General features: G+C 55.9%; 14 protein-coding genes and 1 tRNA gene. 4 read left to right on the top strand and 11 right to left on the bottom strand.

Annotation, left to right across the window (positions count from 1 at the left end):
• Positions 1 to 29: 29 nt before the first annotated feature.
• Together F0155_RS03890 and F0155_RS03885 are read right to left on the bottom strand one after the other, a co-directional pair.
• Positions 30 to 1,517: a M48 family metalloprotease gene (locus F0155_RS03890; protein WP_208999118.1), complete on the bottom strand. Its 1,488-nt coding sequence runs from the start codon at positions 1,515 to 1,517 to the stop codon at positions 30 to 32.
• A gap of 17 nt (positions 1,518 to 1,534) precedes the next feature.
• Entirely contained in the window at positions 1,535 to 2,260 is a 726-nt protein-coding gene (locus tag F0155_RS03885) for a hypothetical protein (protein ID WP_150523165.1), read from the bottom strand.
• A gap of 465 nt (positions 2,261 to 2,725) precedes the next feature.
• Between F0155_RS03885 and F0155_RS03880 the strand changes: the two genes are divergently transcribed.
• A tRNA-Arg gene (locus F0155_RS03880) sits at positions 2,726 to 2,802 on the top strand.
• Here F0155_RS03880 and F0155_RS03875 read toward each other — a convergent pair.
• The 4 genes from F0155_RS03875 to F0155_RS03860 all read right to left on the bottom strand — a co-directional run bounded on the left by F0155_RS03875 (position 2,803) and on the right by F0155_RS03860 (position 5,278).
• Complete coding sequence (locus tag F0155_RS03875; protein ID WP_161599752.1) at positions 2,803 to 3,891, bottom strand: tyrosine-type recombinase/integrase; 1,089 nt, start codon at positions 3,889 to 3,891, stop codon at positions 2,803 to 2,805. It lies immediately after the preceding tRNA gene.
• A complete protein-coding gene (locus tag F0155_RS03870; protein WP_150523163.1) occupies positions 3,875 to 4,087 on the bottom strand; it encodes a transcription factor iiib subunit in 213 nt (70 codons plus the stop codon). The genes F0155_RS03875 and F0155_RS03870 overlap by 17 nt, the downstream gene beginning before the upstream one ends.
• A gap of 35 nt (positions 4,088 to 4,122) precedes the next feature.
• Positions 4,123 to 4,710, bottom strand: a complete 588-nt coding sequence (locus tag F0155_RS03865; RefSeq protein ID WP_150523365.1) for a MerR family transcriptional regulator — start codon at positions 4,708 to 4,710, stop codon at positions 4,123 to 4,125.
• 91 nt (positions 4,711 to 4,801) lie between these two features.
• On the bottom strand, positions 4,802 to 5,278 hold the full coding sequence (locus tag F0155_RS03860) for a MarR family winged helix-turn-helix transcriptional regulator (protein ID WP_150523162.1): 477 nt from the start codon (positions 5,276 to 5,278) through the stop codon (positions 4,802 to 4,804).
• A gap of 83 nt (positions 5,279 to 5,361) precedes the next feature.
• Here F0155_RS03860 and F0155_RS03855 point away from each other — a divergent pair, with 83 nt between their 5' ends.
• Genes F0155_RS03855 through F0155_RS03845 form a run of 3 tightly spaced genes read left to right on the top strand, consistent with a single transcriptional unit; the run spans position 5,362 to position 10,124 of the window.
• On the top strand, positions 5,362 to 7,137 hold the full coding sequence (locus tag F0155_RS03855; protein ID WP_150523161.1) for an N-acetylglutaminylglutamine amidotransferase: 1,776 nt from the start codon (positions 5,362 to 5,364) through the stop codon (positions 7,135 to 7,137).
• A 3-nt stretch (positions 7,138 to 7,140) separates the two neighbouring features.
• Entirely contained in the window at positions 7,141 to 8,916 is a 1,776-nt protein-coding gene (gene ngg / locus F0155_RS03850; RefSeq protein WP_150523160.1) for an N-acetylglutaminylglutamine synthetase, read from the top strand.
• A gap of 5 nt (positions 8,917 to 8,921) precedes the next feature.
• The gene (locus F0155_RS03845; protein WP_150523159.1) at positions 8,922 to 10,124 is read left to right on the top strand and encodes an osmoprotectant NAGGN system M42 family peptidase; all 1,203 of its coding nucleotides are present in this window, start codon (positions 8,922 to 8,924) and stop codon (positions 10,122 to 10,124) included.
• 12 nt (positions 10,125 to 10,136) lie between these two features.
• Here the strand turns inward: F0155_RS03845 and F0155_RS03840 are convergent, their stop codons facing one another.
• The 5 genes from F0155_RS03840 to F0155_RS03820 form a co-directional block, all read right to left on the bottom strand.
• Positions 10,137 to 10,898, bottom strand: a complete 762-nt coding sequence (locus F0155_RS03840; protein ID WP_150523158.1) for a FadR/GntR family transcriptional regulator — start codon at positions 10,896 to 10,898, stop codon at positions 10,137 to 10,139.
• Between the two features lie 32 nt (positions 10,899 to 10,930).
• On the bottom strand, positions 10,931 to 11,935 hold the full coding sequence (locus tag F0155_RS03835) for an ABC transporter ATP-binding protein (protein WP_150523157.1): 1,005 nt from the start codon (positions 11,933 to 11,935) through the stop codon (positions 10,931 to 10,933).
• Positions 11,919 to 13,871: a dipeptide/oligopeptide/nickel ABC transporter permease/ATP-binding protein gene (locus F0155_RS03830; RefSeq protein WP_150523156.1), complete on the bottom strand. Its 1,953-nt coding sequence runs from the start codon at positions 13,869 to 13,871 to the stop codon at positions 11,919 to 11,921. Before F0155_RS03830 ends, F0155_RS03835 begins: the two co-directional genes overlap by 17 nt.
• Positions 13,871 to 14,815 (bottom strand): ABC transporter permease, encoded by a 945-nt coding sequence (locus F0155_RS03825; RefSeq protein ID WP_150523155.1) that lies wholly within the window; start codon positions 14,813 to 14,815, stop codon positions 13,871 to 13,873. Before F0155_RS03825 ends, F0155_RS03830 begins: the two co-directional genes overlap by 1 nt.
• 75 nt (positions 14,816 to 14,890) lie before the next feature.
• Complete coding sequence (locus tag F0155_RS03820; protein ID WP_150523154.1) at positions 14,891 to 16,456, bottom strand: ABC transporter substrate-binding protein; 1,566 nt, start codon at positions 16,454 to 16,456, stop codon at positions 14,891 to 14,893.
• Positions 16,457 to 16,514 lie beyond the last annotated feature (58 nt).

Here is a 16,514-nt window from a genome sequence, read left to right as displayed (position 1 = left end):
GCCGGGGTCAGCTTCTGTCTGGAAAAGCTCTAGTCGACAACCAGCTTTATCGCCGTCCCGGCCGGTATCGTTTGATTTCCGCTGAAGCCATTCAAGACGTTGAAGAAGTGGAGCCGACGCGACGAATCTACCCCGCGCATGCCGAGCGCCAGCTTTTGCGCCGTATCGCCTGCACGCGCTTCGACGATCTTGATCCGCAGCGGCTGGAGGCGAGCCCGCTCGGTAGGGCTCAGCTGCTGGAAGCTGGTGATGGTTTGCTGGAACTGGCTTTCAAAGGCGTTGTCAGGAGCACGGCTGGCAAAAATGAACCGGTATCCGGTTTGGCCAATCCGCAGGACCGCTATTCTGAACGACCAGCCTTGTGTGACTGCCGAACCAATGACGCCGGGAAGACCGTTAATGGTCGTCTCGCGGACGCTCTGTGGCAGCAAGCCATTGATCCAGCCAGAGTTCATATAGTCCTTGAGGTCTTCAAAATTGCTCAGATTTGCCCCGTCAAATCGCATGGCGGTTCCGGCGGCATTGCTGGCCAGCACGGCTTCCGGCGAGTTCTCCATGATGTAGCCGGACGGCACGGAGAAGCCGATCCCCAGCGATTTGTGCAGGAAGGTCCTGCCGCGGACAAAGCCTTCCGAAGGGTCATCTCCAAACAGCATGCCGTTCAAGGCAGAAAGATAGCGGCTCCGATCCCGTTCACCGATACCCGGCGAGCCAATCTCTCGTGCTGCCCGGGTTGCAATTGACAAGCGCTCGGGTGTCGAGGGATGGGAGGACAGGAAATCCGGTGCGCTTGGGGCATCCTCCTGAGCAGACTGATACTTTGCATAGGCGGCCATGGATTCCAGGAAGCGTGCGGCGGCATAGGGGTCAAACCCTGCCTTGGCCAGAGTTTTCACCCCGATTGCATCGGCTTCCAGTTCCTGAACCTGCGAAAAGCGCGCAAAGGACAATTGGGACGAGGCCATGGCGGCCTTGGCTTGTTCTGTATCGCGCACAACGTTGGTCAGGATTCTGTCGGCAAGTTCCCGCGCTTCTGCGCGCTGTTGCCGCTTGATCGCATGACTTGCGGTGACGTGCGCCATTTCGTGGGCAAGGACCGCAGCCAGTTCCGATGTGTCATTGGCAAGGGCGAGGAGGCCTCGGGTGACGTATAGATATCCGCCGGGCAGGGCAAAGGCGTTGATGGCTGGCGAATTGAGAATGGTGATGCGATAGCTTTGAGAGGGATCTTCAGAGGCTTCAACAAGTCGGCCAACGACACTTGCCACGGCTCGCTCAGCACCTGCTTCCTTGTAGACCCCGCCATAGGTTGCAACAACGCGCGGATGTTCACGCGCACCAATGTCAGCCGCCAGATTGGGACGCAGGGTGCCGGGAGCAACCGGACCGACATTCGGACCGTCGCCAAGAAGCTGGCAGCTGGTAAGAGCGCCCAGCAGTGCCACGGCAAGCAGGACGCGCAAGGACGTAAGCCCGCGTCGGGCCTGCCCAAAGTTGCCAGTTGCTGTTCCGCTCACCTTGTCGTCTTCCTTCCCTAAGGAATCCCCAATTGGGCCGGGTGCACAAGCTCGATCAGAGGTCCGTCATCCTCGATGACAAACCCGCGTATTTCGACCACGCGTCCTTCAAGGTCCTGCCAATCAAGACCCCGCCCCTTCAAATATTCGGAGAATGTGCCCTCACGTTTGGCTGAAATTGTGGCTGTGAGGTCCAGTTTCCAGAATGGGCCGAAATTCAGATAAATGGTTCGCGCAGTTTTTCCAAGGGAGAGAATGTGGCCGGTGGCAATTACATAGGAACCGGCTTTTTCCAGAATGGGAGTGGGATATGCCGTAGGGAAAGGTTTTAGGTCGCGCCAAACGCCCTTTTCAGCTGTTCGAGCCTCGAGCTCTGCCTCCAGAAGAAGCTGTGCGCAAGGCAGTGAGGCAAGGGTCGGCTTGAAGATCGCCTCGCCCTCCCGCAGCTGGCGAACCTGTTCCAGCTCCCCCTCTCCTCCGTGAGTGAGACCCCATGCGGGGATGATATCCCATCGATTGGCCGGACCTGCCGCAACGACGTCCAGATTGGCCTGTTGCGAAGTATCCTGACCGGAGGCAGCGAGAAGATCGGTCAATGCGTAGGTGGCTCCGTCTCCATCCTTATAGGCTAGACAGCAGGGGCTTGCGGCTTGCACGGCGCGCAAGGTTATCCGGTCTCCCAGGCATTTGTCCTGAGTACCGGCAAACACCCCTTGCGCAAAAAGGGGCACTGCCACCGTCATCAATGCGAGCCGCATTCGACGGGCAACGGCTGACTTTGATAAAATCGTGTGAAGCCGTAAAGCAATCTTGCTCAGAGAAGTTGCTGCATATTCCTCAAGCTTGGAAAGGGCTCGAAGGTACCAGCTCCGGACTTTTACGAAACCATCTCTTCCATCCAGCATTGCCCTCGCTATAAACGAATGTTCACAACAACGGGTTTCTTCCGCGAAGAGGAAGAAACTAATCTTTTGGGCGCGTAATCGGCGAAAAAAGCCTGCAATTTCAAACATCGCTACAAGATGTGACATGCGAAGCGTGTGAAAGCAAAAAATTCGGGAGGTATGGTTTCGTGCCGTGAAGACGTTCCCGCGAAACAAGGCAGCCTTCGCATCTTCGAGCGGGAGAAAACTGGCCGCATCCCAATACGTGAACATTCGCCCACCGGGGCTCGCACCATGCATCAAATCATGCTAATCGGTCGGAGGGGCCCCGTAGCTCAGCAGGATAGAGCATCAGATTCCTAATCTGAGGGTCACGCGTTCGAATCGCGTCGGGGTCACCACTACTTAGCATGGTTTTGCCTCTCCTGTTTTGCAGTTCGTTTTGCAGAATTTGTTTCTAGTACGTTCTCGAACTTGGCAATTGCTTTGTCCGCCATGGTTGATGTGCGGGCGAGATACTTGTCCAGAATGTCTTGAGCTCTCCGCAACGAGTGGCCAGTGATGGAAACGATCTCCCCAAGATTGCAACCCGCCTGAAACAGCATCGTCACCGTCGTGCCGCGAATGTCGTGGAAGTGGAGGTCTTCAATGCCTGCTTCCTTGCAGGTGTTTTCCCATTGGAGCGCGAAATAGCGCTTTTGAAATGCGCGACCTGTCTTGGTCGTGAGAATGAGCGTGGAGCGCTTCGGCAGGCTATCCAAGGTTTCTTTGAGGGCCTTGGTGCATTTGATGGTAACCAGCCGCCCCTTGAGCTTTCCGCGTCTCGTTTTGCCTTGATGAAGCGAGATGCGTTCGCCATCGTAGTTGTTCCAATTGAGCAGCAAGAGATCCCCGCGTCGTTGCCCGGTGTGCAGAGCGAGGACCATCGCCAGTTTCATCTCGGGGCTGGCAACGGCCATGAAAGCATCGACATGCTCTGGCAACCAGATCTTGTCGGAGCGGTCGCTTTGGTAGGCGCGCTCAAAACCATCCATGACATTGCGTTTGAGCGGACCATCCCGCGTTGCCCATGACAGGACGCGAGCAAGGACTGTGACTCGGTTGTCCGCCTCACGCGGTTTTTCTTCAGAAAACTGGTCATGCCATTTGATGACCGCCCGTCGAAATGCCTTGTCTTCCAAAGCGGGGTAGGGGCAAGTGCCGAACTGATCTTCCCAGAAGGTGAAGATGCGCTTGTATTCCGCCTTGGTGGACTCAGCCAGCCGCCGCCATTTGGCCGTTTGTTGAAACTCGCGGATCAGCCCGGCGAGTGTGCCTTTGTCCCTTTGGCGGGTCGGCGCTTCGGCTGCTGCTATTGAGGTCAGGAATTCGGGCGATCCAGGTAGACCTTGAAGGCGTTTGCCGGTGGCCCTGTGATAATAATAAGTCCGCACTTCGCCGGTGGCGAGTTTGCGCTTGATGGTATTGATACCCTTAAGATGTGTTCGCATGCTCCATCTCCCATTGTTCGAATGGTGATTTGGATGGCTGCTCATGGTCAGAGTTTTGAGGTCGGTCTTCGCCGATGATTTCAAGGCGGCCATCAGGGTGGGCAATCAGTCGTCCACACTTGAACCCGGAAGTCTTGATTGCCTTGAGATAGCTTGCGGTCTCGGAGGGGCGGATGGGTCGTTGTCGCTGTGCCATGTCTCGTTCCGTTCTATGGCAAGCAACACGATAAACTAAGGAAGCTTTGCCCTTTTTTTGTCTTTAAACAATTCGTCTCTCATAGCCCGAATTGCCTTTTCTTTTTCCGATTTCTGATCATCTGGCGTTCCATCAAACCGGATGTCATCAATTCCGTGCGCCACATAGGACGCAATGCGGGTCAGGGACACCTGAATGAAGGCTATCCGATCGCGTGCCCAATCATCCCCATAAGCGAACCGTTCATTGTCCTGCGGACTTGCGATGAGGCTTGCGAACAGCCCGTCTGCATCAAAAACAATTCTGCAGATGTATTCCTTGTTCAAGTTCTCAGCTGCCACCGTAAGCCAATCGCCAACCTTTGCTCCCGGCTTGTAGAACAACTGCGAAACGAGGTTTGGCGAGATGCCAAGCGCACTCATGTGCGCGATCATTGCTACCGCCATGATATCGAGCGCCGAATACAAACGCCGCCGCCCTTTGCCAACGCTGTCCTGACTGAGACGCAAGATCTCCCGGCTGGGGTCTGTCCAATTCTGGAGCGTTTTCGCGCTCACTCCCGTGATGCGAATTACGTCCGCCTGCGTGAATTCAGGCACCTCAATGTCAGAACTGTTACTCACAAGAAACAACCTCGCATGAGGTTCGGCTGCGGTCAATAGAAAAACTCACTTGAGGTTGTCATTTCCAGTGCATAAACGCCATATTCTTCTTTTACTCGGCAATGTTTGACGTTGTGAGAATGGCGGCTGCATCGAGTTTGTCGGCATTCAGCATTTCGGCGATTTGTTCGATGGACTGAAGCAGGGTCACGCGCTGCTCCACGGTGCATTCAGAGAACCTTTGTTCAAACTCTTCATGCAGCAATCCGGGCAGGTTGCTGACCATCTCGGCCCCTTTTCGGGTCAGGCGCGCATGCACGATCCTGCGGTCTGTTGTTGATCGATATCGCTCGATCAGCTGCTTTTCCTCAAGTTTGTCCAAAATGGTTACGACGGTGGCCGAACTGAGGTCTGCATTTTCCGAAAGCGCCTTTGTTGTGACCTCTCCAAGCTCTCTTATGCCTTGCAAAACAACGATTTGCGGAATGGTCAGGCCGGTTTTGCGGGAGACTTCCCGCGATCGCAGATCGATAGCACGCACGATGCGGCGGATGGCCTTGAAAACCTGCGGAGAGCTTGCGTCATTCATTATTTTAACTCTGATCATTTGAATTCTAATGATTAGATGCCTATACAAAGGCTCGTCAAGATCATTTTGGAGTTTATCATTACATGTGCGGCATTTGCGGCGAAGTCGTTTTCAATTCAGGCATGGCCAGCTCTTCCCGGGTCGATGCGATGGCACAGGCCATGGCAGCGCGCGGTCCCGACGCCATGGGCGTGACCATGCGCGGGCGTGTGGCTTTCGGTCATCGCCGCCTGAAAATCATCGACCTCAGCGACCGCGGTACGCAGCCCATGACGGACGTGGAAGCCGGTCTGAGCCTCGTTTTCAACGGATGCATTTATAACTATCAGGAAGTGCGGGCCGAGCTGATCCAGAAGGGGCATCGCTTCTTTTCGACAAGCGACACCGAGGTAATCTTGCGGGGATGGGCCGAGTGGGGCCGGGATTGCTTCTCCCGCTTCCATGGCATGTTCGCTGTTGCCATCCACGAGCATGACAGCGGACGGGTGCATCTTGCCCGCGACCGGTTCGGTATCAAGCCGCTTTATTTTAGCGAAGCAAACGGGAAATTGGCTTTCGCGTCCTCTCTGCCTGCTCTTTTGGCGGGAGGTGGAATTGATCGCGATATCGATCCGGTCGCATTGCATCACTATATGAGCTGGCACGCTGTGGTTCCTGCGCCGCGCACAATCCTGAAAGGCGTTCGCAAGCTGGCTGCAGCTACGGTGCGGACTATCGAGGTCGATGGTCGCCATAGCGACCATGTCTATTGGGCGCCGACCTTCGAAAAAGCTGCCGAAGATATGGCGCGCAGCGCCGATGATTGGCGCGACATGGTGCTGGATGGCTTGAGGACTGCAGTGCGCAGACGCATGGTTGCCGACGTTCCCGTTGGCGTTCTCTTGTCCGGCGGCGTTGATTCCAGCCTGATCGTCGGTCTTCTGGCCGAAGAGGGTCAAAAGGACCTTGCGACTTTCTCGATCGGTTTTGAGGAAGCGCATGGCGAGAAGGGAGATGAATTCCAGTATTCGGACCTGATTGCCGAACACTATGGAACCAACCACCACAAGATCTTCATTCCCCATTTTGAGCTGCAGGAGAACTTGCCAGGAGCCATTCGGGCGATGTCGGAACCGATGGTGTCCTATGACAATATCGGTTTCTACCTTTTGTCGCGGGAAGTCTCCAAACACATCAAGGTCGTGCAGTCGGGGCAGGGGGCCGACGAGGTGTTCGCCGGGTACCACTGGTATCCGGAGCTTGTTGGCTCAAATCAGCCGTCACTCGACTATCGCGCTGCGTTCTTTGATCGAACACAGGCCCAGATGGCGGAAGCGATCTCGCCAGATTATCTTTGCGAACGGGACGAAAGCCTCGCGTTTGTCGAAGGCCATTTTGCAGGGGCGCGGGCGCAAGACCCGGTCGACAAGGCGCTCAATCTCGACACCAATGTCATGCTGGTGGATGACCCGGTCAAAAGGGTCGACAATCATTCCATGGCCTGGGGACTGGAGGCCCGCGTTCCGTTTCTTGACCACGAACTCGTGGAGCTTGCAGGCCGCATTCCCGCACAGCACAAGCTTGCCCAGGGCGGCAAGGGTGTACTGAAGGAAGCGGCTCGTCTCGTGGTGCCCAGTGCCGTCATCGACAGGCCAAAGGGGTATTTCCCGGTTCCGGCTTTGAAATACATTCAGGGCAGTTATCTCGACATGGTCTGCGATACGTTGACGAATGAGGCAGCCCGTAGCCGTGGGCTCTTCAATCAGGCCTATCTCGACAAGCTGTTTGCCGATCCCACCCGCTACATCACCAAGCTGCGCGGATCAGAGCTCTGGCAAGTGGCGCTTCTGGAAATGTGGTTGCAGGCACAGGAGGTCTGATCCATGGCAGATCATGACCCACAACGCCCCAAACGCGCCTTTGACCATCGGCTCAAACGCATGCGTACCCATGGCATGAAGCCGCAGTATCGTGAAGATCGTGGGGAGTACAGACGCAATCAGGCGATCAACTGCGGTTGGGGGCGGCTCGTGTTCGCCAACACTTTCGACAAGGCTAAAGAGCTTGTTGAACTGTTGCGCGAGGAACGGCCGGATCAAAGGGACATTGCGTTCTATGTCCGCGATCCGCATGTTCTTGTGGGCTTGGCTCCGCAGGAGCTTTTTCTGGATCCCTCGCACACATATCGGCTGGACCTGTCGACCTATCGGGTGGCAAGGAGCAGACGAAAAGGCTTCACCATCCGCCGGCTGTCCTCCCGCAAGGATGCGGACGCGATCAACGAGCTTTATGCCAGCCGCGGCATGGTGCCGATTTCGCCAGACATCATGTGGTCCGAGCTGGACCCGCGCGAGATTTCGGTTCTTGTTGCGGAAGAAGACGAGACGGGCGCGATTGTCGGAACCGCCATGGGTGTCGACCACAATCGCGCGACGGACGGAACGGATGACGGGTCATCGCTCTGGTGCCTTGCCGTGTCCCCGCAGGCCCGGTTTCCGGGAATTGGCGAAGGGTTGGTCCGCCGCCTTGCCGAGATTTTCAAGGGGCGCGGTAATCCGTTCATGGACCTCTCGGTGCTGCATGACAATGATCTCGCCATACAGCTCTACGACAAGCTGGGCTTCAAGCGGGTGCCGTATTTTACCGTCAAGCGCAAGAACACCATCAACGAGGCGCTGTTTGCAGGGCCCGCGCTTGAGGAAAAGCTCAATCCTTACGCCACAATCATTGTCAACGAGGCACGGCGGCGCGGCATCTGGACGGAAATTCTTGATGCTGAGGGCGGTTTTTTCCGCCTGTCCTATGGCGGGCGCTCGGTTCGCTGCCGAGAGTCATTGAGCGAGTTCACCAGCGCGGTTGCCATGTCCATCTGCGATGACAAGGCCGCAACCCGTCGGGTAGTTCAACAGGCATCCATCAGTGTGCCCGACCAGATTGTCGCTGGAGATGCGCAAGAGGAGTTGGCCTTTCTCCAAAGACACGGATCAGTCGTCGTCAAGCCTGCCCGCGGCGAGCAGGGCAAGGGAATTGCCATTGGGCTGACAGATCCGGACAGTCTGTCGAGTGCTATTGAAATTGCTCGCGGTTTTTCAAACGACGTTCTGATTGAAGAATGTGTAGCCGGGTTCGACCTGAGACTGGTAGTGATCGACTTCAAGGTGGTGGCGACGGCAATTAGAAAACCGGCGGAGGTGATCGGGGATGGCACCAGCACCGTTGAAAGCCTGATCAAGTCTCAGTCTCGGCGCCGGGCCGCAGCAACGGGGGGCGAATCCACGATCGAGATCGATGATGAAGTTCACAGGTGCCTGGAAGGTGCCGGCCACGCTTTGACGAACGTTCTCGGCAAGGGAAAGACTTTGCAGGTTCGCCGAACAGCGAATTTGCATACGGGTGGAACCATCCACGATGTCACCGAGGAAACGCATCCAGCGCTTATCGAAGCTGCAATCCGCGCGGCGAGAGCGATCGATATTCCTGTGACCGGCATTGATCTGATGGTGGAGGATCACCGGAAATCTGACTACCACTTCATTGAAGCGAATGAGCGGCCGGGTTTGGCCAATCATGAACCGCAGCCGACTGCGGAACGCTTTGTCGACTTTCTGTTTCCCCTGTCGGTGCCGAAACCGGTCAGGGATATTGCCAACCGGATCTGAAAACCATGACACGTTTGACCATCGATCTCACTTACCTGTCACGCGTCCTGAAGGATCTGCTTCAAGTACCAAGCCCGACCGGTTTCACCGACGAGATCGTGCGGTGTGTGTCTTCAGAGCTTGAAGCGCTTGGCGTGTTTTACGAGATCACCCGACGCGGCGCGATCCGCGCACGGCTCGACGGCAAGTCGCCCAAACCGGCCCGCGCCTTTGTTTCCCATCTGGATACGTTGGGGGCGCAGGTGAAGGCGCTGAAGGACAATGGCCGTCTGGAACTCGTTCCGGTGGGCCACTGGTCTGCGCGATTTGCCGAAGGGGCTCGAACAACGATCTTTTCCGAAAGCGGAGCCTACACGGGCACAATCCTGCCCACCAAGGCCTCCGGGCATACCTATAACGATGGCATCGACACGCTGCCGGTCGGCTGGGACTATGTGGAACTGCGGGTCGATGCCTATTCGCGAGGAAAAGAAGACCTCAAGCGGCTTGGCATTGATGTGGGCGACATGGTTGCCATTGATCCGGCGCCGGAATTTCTGGAAAACGGCTTTATCGTCTCGCGTCATCTCGACAACAAGGCGGGTGTGGCGATCATGCTCGCCGCCCTGAAAGCCATGGTGGAAGAAGGGGTGAAGCCGGAGGTCGATATCTACTGGCTCTTCACGATTGCCGAAGAGACTGGCCATGGAGCGACCTCGGTGTTGACACCGGAGATCGCCTCTCTGGTCGCGATTGACAACGGGACCTCTGCGCCGGGGCAGAACTCCGAGGAGTTCGGTGTCACGATTGCAATGGCCGACCAGACAGGCCCATTCGACTATCACCTGACCCGCAAGATGGCCCAAATTTGCCGCGACAACGAGATTTCCTTCCAGAAAGATGTCTTTCGCTACTACCGCTCCGATGCTGCGGCAGCTGTGGAGGCGGGCGCGGATGTTCGAACGGCGCTGATCACGTTTGGCGTGGATGCCAGCCACGGCTATGAGCGCATTCACATGCATGCGCTTCGATCTGTGGCCGAACTGGTGACAGCCTACGCCCAAAGCGAGGTGACCATCAAGCGCGATGCCAGTGAGTATTCCAGCTTGAAGGGCTTCACGGTGCAGCCGATGGAAGATGCCGATCAGAAGCTCAATCCGGAAGTAGATGAACCAAGCGCCGAACCACTGCATGAGCCACTTGAGCATGACGCAACCGGCAAAGCCTGATTTGAACGCAGATTATTTTCCGGGCGTGCGCATCGCCGCGCGCTCAAGCATGTAGACCTCAGCCTGCTCCATATGTTCGCGCATGATTTTACGGCAGAGGTGTTTGTTTTCAGCCTTGATCGCGCGTAGCAGGCGAACTTGGTAGTGGAGGCCGGTTTCCCTCAAAGCCGGATTTGGTTCCTTGTAGATGGAACGGCACACCGTCATATCGCGCAAGAGGCTCAGGAGAAAATTGCAGGTAAACGCCAATAACGGGTTTGGGCAATGGCGCGCCAGCTCCTCATGGAATTCCAGTTCTGCCAGCCGTTGCCCATATTCTTCTTCTGCCGTTTTCGGTTCATCTTCGTACAGCCGGATACAGTTTTGCAGAGCGTGGAAGGCGTCTTCCGATAGAGACCCGGCAACAGAAGATGCCAGCTCGGGTTCAAGTTGCTTTCTAAGGGCGTAAATATCTGAGATCGTGGGTGTATTGAACAGGAAAAGATTATCCAGCAGACGGATCGCTTCTCCCGGTTGGACTGCCGAGACAAATATTCCACCGCCCGGACCGCTCTTGGTCGTGATCAGACCTTGAAACTCCAAGACCTTCAATGCTTCGCGAATAGTGCCACGGGAACCCTTGACAACCTCCGGCTGGATCCATTCGTTGGGCAAACGGTCTCCCGGCTGCAAATTGCCCTCTATAATTTTCTCGCGGATTTGTTGTGCGATCATGTCAGGTCGGCGGAGCCGTCTGGCCTGCTTTTGATCGCTTTCTGGCTGTGTTTGGGGCATGCCGCATATCCGAACCTGAACGCTTCAACTCGCTATGCACTTGCAAGCGGATGATAGCAAGCCGCAAAATGCGAAGCATTACAGCCAACGGTTTCGTTGGCTGACGGTCTGTTCGCGAGGCATTTTTCTGTTCTGTACGCGCAGCGAGCGGAAAATGCGCATCCAGGTGGCGGATTGTACGGGTCCGGCAGCTCTGCGCTGGCATCTTCTGCAAGAAGGTCATGACGTCCGGGGGCTGGTGCGGATCGCATGAGCAAATCAGTATAGGGATGCATTGGTTTTGCAAAGATATCCCGTGCCGGACCAAGTTCCGCAAGGCGGCCGAAATACATGACGGCAACGTGGTCGCTGACACTTTCGACAACGGACAAGTCATGACTGATGAAAATGTATGTTAGTCCGAACCGGTTTTTGAGATCATCCAGCAGATTGAGAACCTGAGCCTGCACTGACACATCCAGCGCCGAGACAGGTTCATCCAGAACAATAAGCTCCGGACCAGCGGCCAGGGCGCGGGCAATCCCGATGCGCTGCGCCTGGCCGCCGGAAAACTCATGCGGGTAACGTTCAAGAAACTCCGGAGCCAGATTGACGGCGCCAAGCAGTTCCTCAAGGCGCTTTTTTCGACCTTCCTTGTTTAGTTTGGTCAAGTGTTTCAGCGGAGCTTCCAGTATGGTCTGGATGGTCTTTCGTGGATTGAGCGAGGCTACCGGGTCCTGAAAGACATATTGAACCTTGCGAGCGAGGGTGCGCCGGTCGGTCTTCGCCAGTTCGCTCAAATCCTCGCCGTCAAAATGGATCGTGCCGCCGGTAGGCGAGTCGAGGCCTACAATCAGCCGGGCAAGAGTGGATTTACCGCAACCAGATTCTCCAACCACACCAAGGGTTTCACCCTTACGTACATCAAGTGAGATGTTTTGCACGGCATGAACTGCCGGTGTCTGGCCACCAAACAGTTTGCGTTCTCCTCCGAAAACGCGTTCCACGTCACTGATGGAGAGCAGGGTGCCGGATGCAGTTTCAGGATGTTTTGACATCACGTGGCTCCATGTTCATCGGGAAGAGGCAGCGCACACCACGGGTTTCATTCGCCATTTCAAGATCAATCTGACCGGTTCGACAGACAGCTTGAACGCGCGGGCAGCGATCAGCGAAGGCGCAACCATCGGGAAGGTTGTTCACAACGGGTGGGCGGCCTTCGATTGCATCTGTTCGACGTTCCGGTTGCCCAAGAACAGGCACGCAATCGATCAGTTTCGCAGTGTAGGGATGCTGCGGGTTTTCCATCAATTCGGCTGTTGTGCCGGTTTCAACGATCCGCCCCGCATACATGACTGCCACGCGATCACAAATCGCTGATACAACTCCAAAATCGTGTGTAATGAACAAGATGGCTGCATTCCGCTCCCGCCGCAGTCCGTTCATTAGGGTGAGGATCTGGGACTGAACGGTCACATCAAGGGCGGTTGTGGGTTCATCGGCAATTAGAACCTTCGCATCATTGGCAAGCGCCATCGCGATGCAAACCCGCTGGCGCATGCCGCCGGAAAGCTCATGGGGGTAAGCTGCCAAGCGCTCAGGTGCGTTTGGAATTCGAACCAGCGACAGAAGTTCGATTGCCTTTTCTTTTGCTTTGGGGCCCCGAAGTGGCTGATGGGCCTGAATGGCCTCAAGCAACTGGTCACCAACAGTAAACAGCGGATGCAGGGTGGAAAGTGGATCTTGAAACACATAGGCGACCGATCCACCGCGCAGGTCGCGAACTCGTTTGTCACTCGCGCCAAAAAGATCTTCGCCATTGAGGTAAGCCGCGCCGCCGACAATTCTGCCCGGAGGTGTTGGCACAAGTCCCATCACCGACATTGCTGTTACTGATTTTCCGGAACCGGATTCACCTATAATTCCAAGGCATTCGCCTTTCTTCAGATGAAGGTCAACGCCGCCGACCGCCTTGTAAACTGACCCGCCAATTTGAAACTCTGTCCGCATGTCACGAATGTCCAGAACGCCGGGTTCAATAGACGGCGGAGGGATGTCTTTTGGGTCTCGGATGACTTTGGTCCGGGCAACCGGACGGGAGAGTGATCCGGCGCGCAGGCGGGGATCGAGAATATCGCGGATGCCGTCGCCCAAAAGGTTGATGCTCATCACGAGTGCGAAAATCATCAATCCGGGAATGATGGAGACATGGGGTGCGGTGAAGAGGATCTTGCGGCCTTCGCCGAGCATGGAGCCAAGATCGGCCTGAGGTGGCTGTGCGCCGAGTCCAAGAAATGAAAGCCCCGCCGTTTCCAGCACCATCCAGCCAACTGTTGTCGACATGGTGATAACGATCACCGGCAGGACGTTCGGCAGAATCTCAATGAACAGGATTTGAGGTGGGGACTTTCCGGCCAATTTGGCTGCATCGACAAACTCGCGCCGGGAGAGGCCGAGTGTGATGCCGCGGATGTTTCGAGCGAAAAACGGAATGTTGACCAGCGCAATCGCGTAAAGCGCGTTTAAAAGGCCGGGCCCCAAAACTGCGACAATCGCGAGTGCCAGAAGGATGTAGGGAAAGGCCATGACCATGTCGATCCCGCGCATGATCAGGGTATCAACACGCCCGCCCGCATAGCCTGCGACAAGTCCGAGAAGCGATCCGAAGAACGCGGCAATCACTGTGGCGGACAGGCCAACGGCAAGCGAGACGCGTGTTCCCCATATCAGGCGAGAGAGTAGATCACGACCGAGATGGTCCGTGCCGAGCAGATGGTCGTCAGAGAACACAGGCATAAGCCGGTTCGCCGGAGCTGTCACATCGGGATCAGGCAGTGGCAGGAATGGGGCTGCCAAGGCCGTTAGACAGATGAGCGCCACAATGACGAGGCCGACGGTTGCCAAAGTGTTGTTGAACAAGAGAGCCACAGTGCTCGGTCGGCCAGCTGGTTTCTTTTTCGCCTGCGCTGGCGCGGTCATGGTTGCGTCAGTCATCAGCGAAGCCTCGGGTCAAGCATTGTCTGGACCACATCGGCGGCCAGATTGAAGAGCACATAGGCACTGGCAACGACGAGAACGCCGCCTTGCACCAATAACAGATCGCGGGTGGAGATAGCTTTCACCAGCATGGAGCCGATGCCCGGCCACTGAAACACCGTTTCGATATAGACCGCGCCGCCGATAACGAACCCTGCCTGAATGCCGATAACAGGCACGATGCTGACAAGGGCAGATTTGAAAGCGTGCTTGTAGATGACTTTGCGCTCAGATAACCCCTTTGCGCGGGCTGTGCGGATGTAATCCTGCCGCAAGACTTCAAGCATCGCTGTGCGGGTGAGGCGCGCAATGACGCCGGTTGCAACAACGGAAAGCGTGAATGCAGGCAAGGCGAGGTGTTGCAGAAGGTCTTTCAGGTCGCCGCCACCATAAATGGCATACATGCCGGAGGCGGGAAACAGGCGTAGATTGACTGCGAAGATCAGGATAAGAAGCAAACCCAGCCAGAAAGACGGCGTTGATATGCCGATGAGGACGAGTAGCGTGATGGCCTTGTCGGCAAGGCCGTATTGACGAACTGCCGATACAACACCGGCCAGAAGCCCGAGAATAGAGCAGAGGATGAGGGCTGTTCCAGCCAAAATCAGCGTAGCACTAAAGCGCTCAAGCACCTCATCCAGAACTGGCCGGTTCAAAGTATAGGATCGCCCCAGATCACCCTGAAACAGGTTGCCGATCCAGATGACGTATTGTTCAAACAATGTCTTGTCGAGGCCAAGGTCCTTGTTGAGCTTTGCCACGTTTTCCGGGGTGGCATAAGAACCCAAAATGGCAGTCGCCGGATCGCCGGGGATCAGGGCCATGATCAGGAATACAATGATGGTCAGTCCGAAGAGGACCGGGATCGCGGCAAGCAATCGCTTGGCTATGTAAGCCCCCACGCCATTTCTCCCTCAAACGACAAAAAGAAACCCTGGCGAAACGATAGCCCCGCCAGGGCATGGACCCAACTTGGATTATTGGGGCTTTTTCACATCCTGAAGCATCAGGAAGAAGGACGGTTGAAGCTTGAAATCTTCAACAGATGCCTTGGTGACTGCGTTCTGTTTCCAGTTCGCGACAAACACCCAGGGCGCATCTTCCTGAACGATCTCCTGCATTTCCTGATAGAGCTTTGCTCGCTCTACCTGATCTGTGACTTGGCGAGCCTTTTCAAGAAGTTCGTCGACCTTTGGATTTGAATAGTAGCCGGAGTTGAACCCGCCCTTGTCCGGGAAAGCGCCAGTGCGCAAGGCAAGGAATGGCAGCGTGTCCGGATCATTTGTCATCCATGCCATTTCAGCCATGGCCGCCTTGCCTTCCAGCCCCGGATTCACCTTGCCAAGGAAGGTGTTCCACTCATAGGTCTCGATCTTGACGTTCATGCCAACCGCCCGAAGGTCCGCCTGAATGGCTGTGCCCATGGCGATTGGGTCGAGCATCCCGGAACCGCCCTCGGTGACATAAAAAGTGAGTTCTTCGCCATTGTAGCCAGCTTCTTTCAACAGCTCCTTGGCTTTTTCCGGATCATACGGGTAGGGCTCAAGGCCTTCGTTGTATGCCCAGGCAAAGGCAGGCGGGGTGGGGCCCGCAGCGACATCAGCCGTGCCTTGCAGGATATTTTCAACCAGCGCGGTCTTGTTGATGGCGTAGTTGGCTGCCTGGCGGGCTGCTTTGTTGTTGAATGGTGCCTCCTTGGCGTTCAGGATCAGGAACCAGACGTGCGGGCCTGCTTGCTCGTGAACAGTGAAGGACGCATCGGACTTGAACTGCTGCAGACTGTCGGGTGGAACTTCAACCATGATGTCCAGACCGCCAGAGAACATTTCGGCAATCCGGGTGTTGGCATCAGTGATCGGACGGTAGATCACGGCTTCCAGGTCCGGCGCGCCATCCCAGTAAGCGTCGTTCTTGACGGCGACGACTTTGGCATTTGCTTCCCATTCGGCGAATTTGTATGCCCCGGTTCCAGACGGGTTCCGGCCAAAGTCCTTGCCGTGTTGCTTTACAGCTTCCGGCGAGACAATCAGGCCAGTCGGGTAAGCCAGATTGGACAGGAACGGCGCATATGGAGCATTCAACGTAAAGGTAACAGTATGTTCGTCGTCCGCTTTTACATCTGCAACAGATGAGAAGAAAAATGCGAGAGGAAACGGCCCCGTCTCGTGATAGGGGTGCTCTTCATCCAGCATGCGCTTGATATTGAAGACGACACTCTCGGCGTTGAATGGGGTCCCATCATGAAAGATAACCCCATCGCGCAGCTTGAACGTATAAGTCTTGCCGTCGTCCGAGATGGTCCAGCTTTCAGCTAGTGCCGGTTCCACTTCCAGAGTGCCGTCCTTGTAACGGACCAGTCCGTCATAGACATTCATGAGAATGCGGAAGTCGTTGACTGCTGTGACGGCATGCGGATCAAGTGACTTCGGCTCGGCGATCTGACCAATAATCAAGACATTTGGCGGCGTTTGTGCTTCGACCTCCAAAATGGGTGAGAAAGCGAGAAAGGCCGAGGCGAGCGCCGCAGCTAGATATCGTTTCATTGTGCGTTCCCCTGTTTTTTGATCTCTCTAATTAATCATGATTAATTGATATATCGCA

The organism is Roseibium sediminis, assembly GCF_008711325.1.
Taxonomy (GTDB): domain Bacteria; phylum Pseudomonadota; class Alphaproteobacteria; order Rhizobiales; family Stappiaceae; genus Roseibium; species Roseibium sediminis.
Note: the sequence above shows the minus strand (reverse complement) of the source record. Positions and strands in the feature narration are given on the sequence as shown.

Bases quoted from the DNA above. Each gene is read 5' to 3' on its own strand.
- F0155_RS03840 (WP_150523158.1), bottom strand. From the start codon at position 10,898: ATGCCCCAAACACAGCCAGAAAGCGATCAAAAGCAGGCCAGACGGCTC.
- F0155_RS03870 (WP_150523163.1), bottom strand. From the start codon at position 4,087: ATGGCACAGCGACAACGACCCATCCGCCCCTCCGAGACCGCAAGCTAT.
- F0155_RS03845 (WP_150523159.1), top strand. From the start codon at position 8,922: ATGACACGTTTGACCATCGATCTCACTTACCTGTCACGCGTCCTGAAG.
- F0155_RS03885 (WP_150523165.1), bottom strand. From the start codon at position 2,260: ATGACGGTGGCAGTGCCCCTTTTTGCGCAAGGGGTGTTTGCCGGTACT.
- F0155_RS03860 (WP_150523162.1), bottom strand. From the start codon at position 5,278: ATGAATGACGCAAGCTCTCCGCAGGTTTTCAAGGCCATCCGCCGCATC.
- F0155_RS03875 (WP_161599752.1), bottom strand. From the start codon at position 3,891: ATGCGAACACATCTTAAGGGTATCAATACCATCAAGCGCAAACTCGCC.
- F0155_RS03855 (WP_150523161.1), top strand. From the start codon at position 5,362: ATGTGCGGCATTTGCGGCGAAGTCGTTTTCAATTCAGGCATGGCCAGC.
- F0155_RS03830 (WP_150523156.1), bottom strand. From the start codon at position 13,871: ATGACTGACGCAACCATGACCGCGCCAGCGCAGGCGAAAAAGAAACCA.
- ngg (WP_150523160.1), top strand. From the start codon at position 7,141: ATGGCAGATCATGACCCACAACGCCCCAAACGCGCCTTTGACCATCGG.
- F0155_RS03820 (WP_150523154.1), bottom strand. From the start codon at position 16,456: ATGAAACGATATCTAGCTGCGGCGCTCGCCTCGGCCTTTCTCGCTTTC.
- F0155_RS03835 (WP_150523157.1), bottom strand. From the start codon at position 11,935: ATGTCAAAACATCCTGAAACTGCATCCGGCACCCTGCTCTCCATCAGT.